Below are 10727 nucleotides of genomic sequence, written 5' to 3' on the forward strand. Positions count from 1 at the left end.
CATTTGTTATTCCTGATCACATGAAAGTTGCTGCATTGCAAATGGTGTCCACCCCCCGCGTGGACGAGAACCTGGCCCAGGCCCGCACCCTGATCGCCCAGGCCGCGCGCGCTGGCGCCGAGCTGGTCGCCCTGCCCGAGTACTTCTGCCTGATGGGTTTGCACGACAAAGACAAGGTCGCCATCGCCGAGCCCCTGGCTGATGCGCGTGCGCCCGATCCGGCCACGGCGCCGATGCAACACATGCTGGCCCAGGCGGCCCGCGAACACGGCATCTGGGTCATCGGTGGCACGTTACCGATCCACAGCCACGAGGCTGATCGGGTGTTCAACACCGTGCTGGTCTTCAACCCGCAAGGCGAGCGCGTGGCCCGCTACGACAAGATCCACCTGTTCTGCTTTGATGATGGCGAGCGCCGTTATGACGAAGCCGCCTCGCTGACGCCCGGCCGCCAACCGGTGTCCTTCGAGATGCAGGACAAGGCCGGCGAGCACTGGCACATCGGCCTGAGCGTCTGTTATGACCTGCGCTTTCCCGAGCTGTTCCGCACCCTGGGGGCGGCCAAGCCACTGGACCTGATCGTGCTGCCGGCGGCTTTCACCGACACCACGGGCAAGGCGCATTGGGAGTTGTTGCTGCGCGCCCGCGCGGTCGAGAACCTGTGCCACGTGCTGGCCCCGGCCCAAGGCGGGCTGCATGAAAACGGGCGCCGCACTTTTGGCCACTCGCTGGTGATCGAGCCTTGGGGCGAAGTGCTGGCGGTGCAGGATGAAGGCGCGGGCGTGGTGATGGCTGACATCACCCATGAGCGCCAGACCACGGTGCGCACGCAACTGCCGGCGTTGACGCACCGCGTGCTGGGTTGAGGGCGAGGGGCGCCTTAGCGTGGTCTCTGTGCGCCCTCTGTCCGCCCGCGTCAGGCCTTGGTCAAGGCTTATTCAGGCAGGTCCGTCCACTCGGCGATCACCGTGTTGGACTCCATGTTGCGCGTGCCATTGGGGTTGAACAGGTTCAAGGCGTGTGAGCCGGCACCTTCGCGGAAGTGCTTGCGGTCGAACAGTTTGAGCTGGGCTTCCATCGGCAGGTCGGTGATGCACAGCACATTGCGGCGGATCAGCGCGTCAATCAAGTCTTCCAGCACGCGCAGGAAGCTCGCGTCCAGCGAGGCAAACTGCTGCTGATCGGGGTCCAGGCCAATGAACTGCCGCACCTCGGGGTGGTCTTCCGGCAGGGTTTGCGCCCCGACCACGGGGTCACGGTGCAGACTGCATATCTGACCGGTAGCGTCGCGCAAGACGTAGAACATGGTGACCTCGACAAACATACAGATGGCTGATGTCGGTTTATCGGCGGGCGTTGTGCATTCTTGAGGGGTGGGCGGTTGTTTTTCACGCGACATCCGGCTAGCGGGATGCCTGTTTGCAATGCGGAAAATGAGCCCCGATTTTGGCGTTGGCATTAGCGTTGGGGACAGGCTGGAGGAGGTGCGCTTTCTCGGGGGAGCGCGAGGCGGGGGCTGAGCCGGCATCCATCCAGGCTTCATGTTGACGGTCCCGCCGCATGCCACCTCAGCCGCGCCCCGCGCTCCCCCGCCAAAGCGCTCAGCAGCAACACGCACCGCGAGCCGCCCAAAAAAATGCCGCCGACCGAAGCCGGCGGCCATGAAGCAACGCCATCACACCAACAATACAAGGCGTCACAGGAGAGCAGACCACTGCTGCAGTGAACTTTGCAATTACCAGGCCAGCCCCCACAGCGTGCCGTGCATCAGGCACGGCACATGCCATGCACCAGCCTGGTCAGCCAAACGCTTACAGCGTCAACAGGTACTGCACCAGATTGGCCACTTCCGCCCCCGACTTGGCGCACCAAGGGTGAGGCGTGGCCGGCATGCCAATGGGTGCAGCCGCCCCCATCTCAGGGCCAAACTCGCGGCGCATCTTCTGGAAGTCCCAGTAGTAGTTGTTCGCGTCAAACGCAGGCACCGTGAAGTACTTGTGCCGCTCGACGAACAGGTTGCGCGCCGGCGAGGTCCCGTCAAAGATGCTGGCCTGCTTGGCCTTGGGCACGCGGAACACATCACCCTTGCGGTTCAGGTCCGGCATCGGCGTGGGCTGGTCGGCCGAGCCTGGCACCGGGCGCACCGGCGCATGCAGCGTGTAGTACTGGTTGTACAGCGCCGAGCCCTCACTGCAACGATCGGGGTTGACCAGGTCCTCCAGATTGCGCACGTGGCCGTCACTCAGCAGGCCGCGCGACGTCACCCAGTACAGGTCACGCAAGTAGGTCGCCCGGATAGATTGCTGCTTGACCTGAAAGCCCGTCGGCGCAAAGAAGCGCCCCACCTGGTTGAGCGGGATCATGCGCTCGTTCGTGTTGGCCCCCAGCTTGTCCGAGTGGCAGCTCGCGCACGCCTGGTCATAACTGGCCTTGCCTGCCGCCACCGAGGCCGCCACCAAGGGGTAGCTCTGCCAGCCGCTTTGCACGAAGCTGCCTTCGCTCGTGCTGGTGCTGCCCGTTTGCGCCAGCTTGCCGCTCGATTTGAGCCAGCGGTACAGGCCCACATTGCGCAGGTCCCCATCGTTCTCGTCCAACGTGGACATATAGGCCGTCAAGGCCTTGAGCGAAGTGGCGTCCATCGAGCCCATGGCACCATCCGGCTCCTCGGCATGGATGTAAGAGCCCTCAAAGCCCACATACGACTCCGTGTGCGACAGCGAACGGCGGATCGGCAGGTGGAAGGTCACATTGGGAATGGCCACCGGCGAGAAGATGTAGTCGTTGTCGTACAGCGTGCCTTCGCCTGCCGTGCGCGTGATGGTGGCCTCGGCCGCCCCTGCAGGCATGTGGTAGATCAGCGCGGTCTTGTCCACGTTCTTGCTGCCCGACATCCAGCTGGGGCCCGGCTCCGTGCCCGTGATGTACGAGAAGGTTGCCGTGGTCGAGCCGGTCTTGTCACCCAGCACCGCCCACTTCATGGACCAGCCCGGATTGGGCAGCCCCGGGAACACCTTGGTGACCGTGCCACTGCCCTTGCTGTAGCTGATACGGTAGCCATGGCAGGACGCGCAATTGAAGCCGGCCCACGCGCCCTTGCCCAGCAGGGGGTGCACGGACTCGGCCTTGCGGTAACCCACCCAGCCGGTCGAGCTGGTATTGCCCTCGGTCAGTTGCGGCCCGATGCCCAGCAGGCCCGGCGTGGGGTTGAGCTGTGGATAGGGCTTGAAGTACACATCGCTGTAAGCCTCGGCCGGCACCTCGCTGCTGTTGATCTTGTAGGCCCCGAACAAGGCCAGCGGATCGGCTGCAGCCCGCGTGTACGGGTCCGTTGTCTTGTAGTTGAGGATCTTGTCCCAGTCCAGGTTCTTGAACTTGTGGCTCAGGCCCAGGTTGTAGTCGTAAGACCAGAACATCTGCCGGCCCAGCGTCACCATCGCGGCAAAGCTGGGGTTGCTCACGGCCACATCGATGGGCGTGATGGCCTTGGTTTCTTCCGACAAGGTGGACACCACATCGCAATTGGGGTTGGCCGGTGCCGGCACCCGGTAGACCTGCGCATCGATCACGTTGTGTGGGCCCGCCTTGATCAGCGAGTTGTTGTAGCCCGTGCGCTTTTGCACCTGCAACTTCAAAGGCCCCTTGCTGGCGTGCGGTGGGACGCGGAACTGCACCTGCGTGTCGGACCAGGCCAGCACATCCTTGGGCCAGCTGCTGCGCACCACACCGGTTTCGTAGTTGGCCGTCGAGATGATGTCGAGCTTTTGCTCGTACATGACCAGATCGGTTTCCAGCACGCGCGCGTTGCCGATCATGATCTTGCTGAAGTCGATGTCGGTGCCCTGCCCGAAGCCGCTGCCCTCGAGCGTGACCGTGTCGCCCGGCTTGAGCACCGGCGCCGCATTGGCCGCACCCGCTGTCCACACCACGGCCCCATTGACCAGCATCTGCGACACGGTTGGCGCAGCGAAGTTCTGCGCCGATGCCGCACGCTGCTGCTCACGTGCCGCATTGAAGCTGCACACCGACTCCTGATTCGGGAAGGCGGGCGCCGCCTGCACACTGGCCATCAGGCACGCCTGAGCCGACAGGGCCACGGCCCCCATCACGGGCACCCGTGCCCTCGAAAAACGCGATTGTCTGGCCATGGCCATCTCCTCAAACAGACTGTTGGATGAACGATGGCGCCATGGTGCGCAAGGCCATCCTTCATCCATGTCAAGACGACGACAAATCAGGGAAAGACCTCAGCACCCTGATGGATACGGGCTCAGGACGTGATGGTGGTCGTGGACGTGGTCGGCAGGAAGAAGCCCGAGCGCTCCAGCATGCGGCGCTCGACCGGGGTCAGCATGGCCGCGTCCACCAGGGCCGCGGTGTCCAGCACATCGATCAAGCCGTAGGACAGGCGGATCACACCGCGCTGCTCCAGCGCCCGAAGCAGCTGGTTCACGGTCTGCCTGGACAAGGACATCATCAAGGCCAGCTGGGTCTGCTTGATGGTGAGCCGACGCCGCCCCATCTCGCCGCCCGTGACCGCGCAGTACGTCAGCCACACCAGGCGGCGCGCCAGCCGCTCGGCCGGTTGCACGATGGCCAGATCCTCCAGCGCGATGAAGGCCATGCGCACCTTGAAGGCCATCAGCACACCGAAGTGCCGCCAGTAAAGCGGGCTGGCATCCAGCAAAGTATCCAGCGCAGACAGCGGAACAAAAAGCAAAGTGGTTGCGCCCTCTGCCACCGCATCGTGGGTGCGCGGCAGGCGGTCGAACAAGGCGATCTCACCAAACCACATCGGCGGCTCGATCAGCGACAGCATGGCCTCCCGGCCCTCTCGCGTCACACCGGTGATGTGCAGGCCACCGTCCAGCACGGCATACAGGCCATCCACCGCCTCGCCACGGCGAAACAGGGCCTCCCCATCGCGCAGGGTCTTGAGCAAGGCCAGGCTCATCAAGGCCTCGGCCAGGGCCAGTGGCACCTGAGAAAACCAGATGTCGCTGCGCAAAAGCTCGCGCTGTACTGCCGTGAGGGTCGCCATGGGGGGCGATGATGCAAGCCACCATCACGTGGCCCTGTCATCCCCCCGACAATCGAGGGAAAGCCCGCCCCAGACCTGGGTGGGCCCAGAGGCTCAGGTCGGCTCGGCAGCCCGGCCCTTGGGGCCACCCGGCTGCAACTGGCCCAGGATGCGTTTTTCCGTGGCCGACACCCCCGCCCGCTCCATCAGGCGTGCACGGTCGAGCACCTCGATGCGGCCATAGGCCACGCGCAGCACACCCTGGTCCTGCAAGGACTGCAAGACCTGGTTGGTCGTCTGCCGGGACAGCGAGAGCATCAACCCCAGTTGGGTCTGGCTGATGGGCACCACGCAAGGGCCTTCGGTTGGCGTCAAGGCCGACGCCTCCACCAGCCACACCAGACGGCGCGCCAGGCGCGACTCGGCGGGCAGCAAAGCCAGGTCTTCCATGCCGATGAAGGTCAGGCGCAGGCGCAAGGCCATCAGCACGCCCAGCTCGCGCCAGTAATGCGGCTGGCGCTCCAGCATGGCCAGCAAATCGTGCTGCGGCACATGCAAGAGCTTGACCGTGCCCTCGGCCACCGCGTTGTGGGTGCGCGGTAGGCGGTCGAACACGGCGATCTCACCAAACCAGCTGGGCGCATCCACCAGCGACAAGATGGCCTCCTTGCCCGCCTCGGTCACGCCGGAGACACGCAAGGTGCCCTCCAGGATGGCGTACAAGCCATCCGCCGCGTCACCACGAAAGAACAGGTGCTCACCATGCTGCAGGCGGCGCGGTGTGGCCAGGTCCAGCAAGGCCTGCTCGAAGTCCTTGGGCACGCTGCCGAACCAGGGGTCGGCACGCAGCAAGGCCAGGGCCTCGGGGGAGATCCATTCACGCATGCGCGCAGCCTTTCAACGGTTTACAGCTGACCGTAGGAGTGCAGACCAGACAAGAACATGTTGACGCCCAGGAAGGCGAAGGTCGTCACGACCAGGCCCACCAGCGCCCACCAGGCCGCAAAGGTGCCACGCAGGCCCTTCATCAGGCGCATGTGCAACCAGGCTGCGTAGTTCAGCCACACGATCAGGGCCCAGGTCTCTTTCGGGTCCCAGCTCCAGTAGCCGCCCCAGGCCTCGGCCGCCCAGAAGGCACCCAGGATGGTGGCGATCGTGAAGAAGGCAAAGCCCACGGCAATGGCCTTGTACATGACGTCATCGGCCACCTCGGGGGCGGGCGTGCGCTCATTGATCCAGGCCCGCGCGCTGATCACCAGCGCAAAGAACACCACCAGGCCACCCACCATGCGGCCGGCCTTGGTCACCGCCGCCATGTTGTCGGCAGACAAGTCACCAAACAGCGCAAAGCCCAGCAGGGGCAGGCCAATGAACACCACGGGCAAGCCGACCAGGCCCTTCCACAAGGCTGCGGGCTCGGCCGTCTTGAGCAGGTAAGCCAGCGCCACCATGGCCGACATCGCAAAGGTGCCATAGCCCACGAAGTTGGCCGGCACGTGGATCTTCATCCACCAGCTTTGCAGGGCCGGCACCAGGGGCTGGATCTCGCTGGCGCCACGCACCAGGGCGTACCACAGCAAGAAGCCCACGGCCGCGCTCACCACCAGCATCACAAAGGCGCCCAGCGAGCCCAGAGCCTGCCCCATGCGGGCAAAGCGGTCCTCGTAGTACAACCAGAAAGCCGTGGTCAGCCACGAGAACAGCACGAAGACTTCATACAGGTTGCTCACCGGGATGTGCCCGATGTCAGGCGCAATCTGGTGGCTCTCGAACCAGCGCACCATCGTGCCCGTCAGCGCCATGAACACCCCGGCCCAGGCAATGCGCGAGCCCAGCTTCGTGCCCGTGTCGCTGCGCGTGACCACGCCAATCCAGTAAAACAGCGTGCTCATGAAGAAGAGCAGGCTCATCCACAAAATCGCGCTCTGGCTGGACAAGAGGTACTTCAGCCAGAACACCTGATCGGCCTTGGACAAGTCCGCGCCATAGTCGTCCGTGGCGCGCATGTACAGCGCCACCGCGGCCCAGGTGGCCAGGCCAACCAACAGCATCAACAGGCGCAAGGGACGCCAGAACCAGCCCAGCGCGATCAGGCTGGGCACGGCCGCCGCCAGGATGCCTTTTTCATAGACGTCCATCGCCGTGCCGAAGCTCATGAAGGCCCATCCGCCCAGGGCGACCACGGCCAGCGCAAACAACCAGTCTGTCCAGTGGCGTTGACCCATGGAGGGCCCGGCCATGGGCGCGCGGTTGGTCGTAGAGGTGCTGCTCATTTCATGCATCCTTGCAAATCAGGTGTCGGCGCGGGCCGCCTGCTGGCCCAGCACCCCGTCACGCAGACGATCGAATTCCCGATCGGTATCCAGTGTTTGCCGCGTCGACGACAAGGCCATGCTCACGCGCGTACCGCCTTGTCCATCATCCTGCAGCCAGACCCACACCCGGCGTTCGCGGATGTAAAGCATCGAGAAAACGCCAATGATCAACAGAACGCAGCCCAGATAGACCACGTTGCGACCAGGGGTGCGCGTGACCTGGAAGACGCTGGCCTGCTTCTGCTCGAAGCCGTCGAGTGTCAGCAACATCGGCGAGGGGTAGTACATCGAATCCGAAATCGACAGCACCGCCGCGGTGATGAAGTTGCGCGCGCTCTCTTGCTCGGGCGGGCGTTTCTCCAGCCCGGCGCGCTCGCGGCTGATGTTCCACAACTCGAACATCGCGCCATTGAGGATGCGGATCAAGGTGGACGAGGTGTGCTCGCGTTGGTCCGCTGGCACCACCTGCTCGATGAAATTGGACAAGGCCTGCAAGCCGCCATTGAGCGCCCCCGCAGGCAAGGCATCGCCCGCCTGCGGCTTGAGCTGCACCGAGCCCGAGAACAGGTCCAGCGAGCGCTGCGCCGACACGGTCAGCTGCTGGCGCAACTCGGGCTTGTCAGCCGGGGCAGCGCCGTCACCGAAACGACGGGCCGCTTCGGCACGCGCAGCCGGGTCGTTCAAGGCCTGGCGCAGGCGCAACCAGCCCTGCATGCTCATGTCCTCGTCGGCTGGTGCACGCAGATAGCGGAAGGCCTCCGCGGGCGACTCACGCACGCCCCACAGGAACATGGCCTGCCCATCGATCTGCACCGGCGCCATGTAGTTCTGGAACTCGCGCGCCTGGCCCGCCGCATCACGCAGCTTGTAGGTCACCGAGGGCCCGATGTTGACCAGCTTCTTGTCGCCGGGGGCCTTGGCGCCCGAGCCCAGGTGCTTGCTCAGCTCCGTGAGGTTGACGCCGCGCACGTCCGTGCCATCTGCCCCGTCGGCGGCACCTGATGCGCCCGCCGCACCGTCACGCGCGCGTTGCGCCGTCGACAAGTCTTCCACGTTGATCACGCGCAGGCCGGTCACCTCCAGCCGCACATTGGCTGCCGTCTGGCCATTGGCTGCGGTGCCCAGCAACTGGCGCGGCTCGCCGCCCACCACGCCCTCGATCGCGCGCACGCCTTCATCGCGCGTGCCGATCAGGTTGTGCGGGCGCAGGTGCACCACCGAGCCGCCGTCTTCAAAGCTGGACTGGAAGATCGTCACCCCGTCATAGACCACCGGGTGGTTGACCTCGACCGTGAACGCCTTGGCCACCTTGAGCTTGGGGTCGTGGATCACGATGTCGCTGGCAAAGCGCTTGGGCATGCCCGTGCTGTAGTAATCGACCGAGAACTTCTTGAGCTCGATGTCGAAAGGCAAGGGCTGCACCAGCATGCCCTGGTCCAGCGCGATCACGGCCGTGTTGGTGCGCTGGCCCTCCGGCACAAACAGCTGCGCGCGGTAAGCCGGGTTGTTCTCATTGAGGCGGCTGTGCGCCGTCTCCACGCCGCCCTTGAAGGGCTTGAGGTCCTGCAGCCAGGCCTGTGTCTTGACGATGAGGTCGCCGTCAAACAAGCCACCCAGGCACACCAGCACGATGGCCGAGTGCGCGGCGATGTAGCCCAGCTTGTTGATGGCGCCCAATCGGGCCGCGATCATGAAACCCGCCTCGCCCTTGGCCGAGGCCTCGCGCTGCTGCGTCTTGACCGACCAGCCCTGCAGCGCCAACAGGTTGATTACCTGCTCGCGCACCTGCTCCAGCGGCATGGCCAGCATCCCCGACGCCTTGTGCGGGAAGGCCTGCAGCGCCTTTTCGCGGATGTATTCCTTGTGCGTGCGCCAGTCCACCAGGATCTTGGGTGCATTGCGCGCAATGCACAGGCTGGTGGAGGTGACCAGGAACGCCAGGATCACCAGGAACCAGGCGGTGCTGTAGACACGGTACAGGCCCAGCGCCCCGAAGACCTCGGCCCAGAACGGCCCGAACTGGTCCACATAGTTGACGAAGGGCTCGCCCTGCTTGACCACGGTGCCGATGGCCGAGGCAATGCAGATCACGGTCAGCAGCGCGATCGCAAAGCGCATCGAAGCCAGCAACTCCGTCAACTCACGCACCACGGGACGGTTCGGCGCCGGGGCCTGGGGTGGAACTACAGCAGCAGACATAGGTTCTGATCGGGCATGGGCCAACTATAGCGACGGCCTGACTGCACAAAAGTCGGGCAGGCGACCTGTCTCGCTGGTGAAAACGCTGACGCCAGGAAGACAAAAGGCGGGCAGCCCGCAAAAGGGCATCCCGCCTTGGATGTGACAAAGGCATGCCGTCTAGCCCGACATGCCCTGGGCATCAACGCAGACCGGCGATGTAATCGGCCAGCGCTTCGATTTCCTTGTCGCTCAGGTTGGCAGCGATGCTGGTCATCTGGGCGTTGTTGGTGCGATCACCCTGGCGGAAGGCCGTCAGCTGGGCCTTGGTGTAGTCGCCATGCTGACCGGCCAGACGGGGGTACTGGGCAGGCATGCCCGCGCCATTGGGGCTGTGGCAGCTGGCGCATGCCGGCACACCCTTCTTGGCAATGCCACCGCGGTAGATCCGCTCGCCTGCGGCCACCAGATCGGGGTTCTTGGCGGTGCCGTCCTTGGCCTTCTTGCTGGCGTAGAAGGCGGCGATGTTGCGCATGTCTTCAGGCGTCAGGGCGCCGGCCATGCCGTTCATGATGGCGTTCTTGCGCTTGCCTTCCTTGAACTCGGTCAACTGCTTGACGAGGTATTCGGGGTGCTGGCCTTGCAGGATCGGGTAGGTGGGCATGCCGCGCGAACCATCTGCCACGTGGCAGGCCGCGCAAACGGTGGAGGCCTTGGCTTCGCCGGCAGCCAGATCAGGCTTGGCAGCGGCTTTGGTTTCCGAGCTGTGGGCCACGCCCGACAGGGACAGGGCCACTGAGGCAAGGGCGATCTGGGTCAAAAAGCGCTTCATGGCGTTCGTCATGGCGGGTGGGCTGTAGGTTGATTAGGCAGATAAACCGGAGGATTTTACAATGTCCTATGACCCGCCCAAGCACAACCCGACCAAAGCGTCCTCAGAAGGACGACAAACAGGGGGCCAACGCCCCCATTCAAGCCACAACGCAGAAGGCACCTGACCCCGCCAAGGAGGCGCTGGCCTGGGCCCACTCGGCTCGCTTTTTCACCACGGCGGCCCAACTGAACCAGCTGCCGGTCACCGAACTGCCCGAAGTGGCCTTCGTCGGCCGCTCCAATGCGGGCAAATCCACGGCCATCAACACCCTGGCCCAGCAAAGGCAACTGGCTTTTGCCTCCAAAACACCTGGCCGCACCCAGCACATCAACCTCTTCCACCT

The 10727-nt window shown here is 64.5% G+C and carries 9 protein-coding genes; 2 read left to right on the top strand and 7 right to left on the bottom strand.

All coding sequences use genetic code 11. From position 1 onward, the window contains the following. The first annotated feature begins 20 nt into the window (after nt 1-20). Entirely contained in the window at nt 21-866 is an 846-nt protein-coding gene (locus tag HY019_RS11145; protein ID WP_290692005.1) for a carbon-nitrogen hydrolase family protein, read from the top strand. Between the two features lie 68 nt (nt 867-934). Here the strand turns inward: HY019_RS11145 and HY019_RS11150 are convergent, their stop codons facing one another. The 7 genes from HY019_RS11150 to HY019_RS11180 form a co-directional block, all read right to left on the bottom strand. Beyond that, nucleotides 935-1324, bottom strand: a complete 390-nt coding sequence (locus tag HY019_RS11150; protein ID WP_290692007.1) for a hypothetical protein — start codon at nt 1322-1324, stop codon at nt 935-937. 487 nt (nt 1325-1811) lie between these two features. Next, nucleotides 1812-4145: an IPT/TIG domain-containing protein gene (locus HY019_RS11155; protein WP_290692009.1), complete on the bottom strand. Its 2334-nt coding sequence runs from the start codon at nt 4143-4145 to the stop codon at nt 1812-1814. A gap of 122 nt (nt 4146-4267) precedes the next feature. Further along, complete coding sequence (locus tag HY019_RS11160) at nt 4268-5038, bottom strand: Crp/Fnr family transcriptional regulator (RefSeq protein WP_290692011.1); 771 nt, start codon at nt 5036-5038, stop codon at nt 4268-4270. 93 nt (nt 5039-5131) lie between these two features. Beyond that, a complete protein-coding gene (locus HY019_RS11165; protein ID WP_290692013.1) occupies nt 5132-5902 on the bottom strand; it encodes a Crp/Fnr family transcriptional regulator in 771 nt (256 codons plus the stop codon). Between the two features lie 20 nt (nt 5903-5922). Beyond that, a complete protein-coding gene (gene ccsB, locus HY019_RS11170; protein ID WP_290692015.1) occupies nt 5923-7290 on the bottom strand; it encodes a c-type cytochrome biogenesis protein CcsB in 1368 nt (455 codons plus the stop codon). Nucleotides 7291-7308: 18 nt separating this feature from the next. Further along, on the bottom strand, nt 7309-9531 hold the full coding sequence (locus HY019_RS11175; protein ID WP_290692017.1) for a cytochrome c biogenesis protein ResB: 2223 nt from the start codon (nt 9529-9531) through the stop codon (nt 7309-7311). Nucleotides 9532-9712: 181 nt separating this feature from the next. After that, nucleotides 9713-10342: a c-type cytochrome gene (locus tag HY019_RS11180; protein ID WP_290692018.1), complete on the bottom strand. Its 630-nt coding sequence runs from the start codon at nt 10340-10342 to the stop codon at nt 9713-9715. Between the two features lie 68 nt (nt 10343-10410). Here HY019_RS11180 and HY019_RS11185 point away from each other — a divergent pair. Further along, nucleotides 10411-10727 (top strand): GTPase (locus tag HY019_RS11185; RefSeq protein ID WP_290692020.1); only part of this gene is annotated, 317 nt, incomplete at its 3' end.

The organism is Aquabacterium sp., from assembly GCF_016195855.1.
Lineage (GTDB): Bacteria > Pseudomonadota > Gammaproteobacteria > Burkholderiales > Burkholderiaceae_C > Aquabacterium.

Bases quoted from the DNA above. Each gene is read 5' to 3' on its own strand.
- HY019_RS11145 (WP_290692005.1), top strand. From the start codon at position 21: ATGAAAGTTGCTGCATTGCAAATGGTGTCCACCCCCCGCGTGGACGAG.
- HY019_RS11150 (WP_290692007.1), bottom strand. From the start codon at position 1,324: ATGTTTGTCGAGGTCACCATGTTCTACGTCTTGCGCGACGCTACCGGT.
- HY019_RS11155 (WP_290692009.1), bottom strand. From the start codon at position 4,145: ATGGCCAGACAATCGCGTTTTTCGAGGGCACGGGTGCCCGTGATGGGG.
- HY019_RS11160 (WP_290692011.1), bottom strand. From the start codon at position 5,038: ATGGCGACCCTCACGGCAGTACAGCGCGAGCTTTTGCGCAGCGACATC.
- HY019_RS11165 (WP_290692013.1), bottom strand. From the start codon at position 5,902: ATGCGTGAATGGATCTCCCCCGAGGCCCTGGCCTTGCTGCGTGCCGAC.
- ccsB (WP_290692015.1), bottom strand. From the start codon at position 7,290: ATGAGCAGCACCTCTACGACCAACCGCGCGCCCATGGCCGGGCCCTCC.
- HY019_RS11175 (WP_290692017.1), bottom strand. From the start codon at position 9,531: ATGTCTGCTGCTGTAGTTCCACCCCAGGCCCCGGCGCCGAACCGTCCC.
- HY019_RS11180 (WP_290692018.1), bottom strand. From the start codon at position 10,342: ATGAAGCGCTTTTTGACCCAGATCGCCCTTGCCTCAGTGGCCCTGTCC.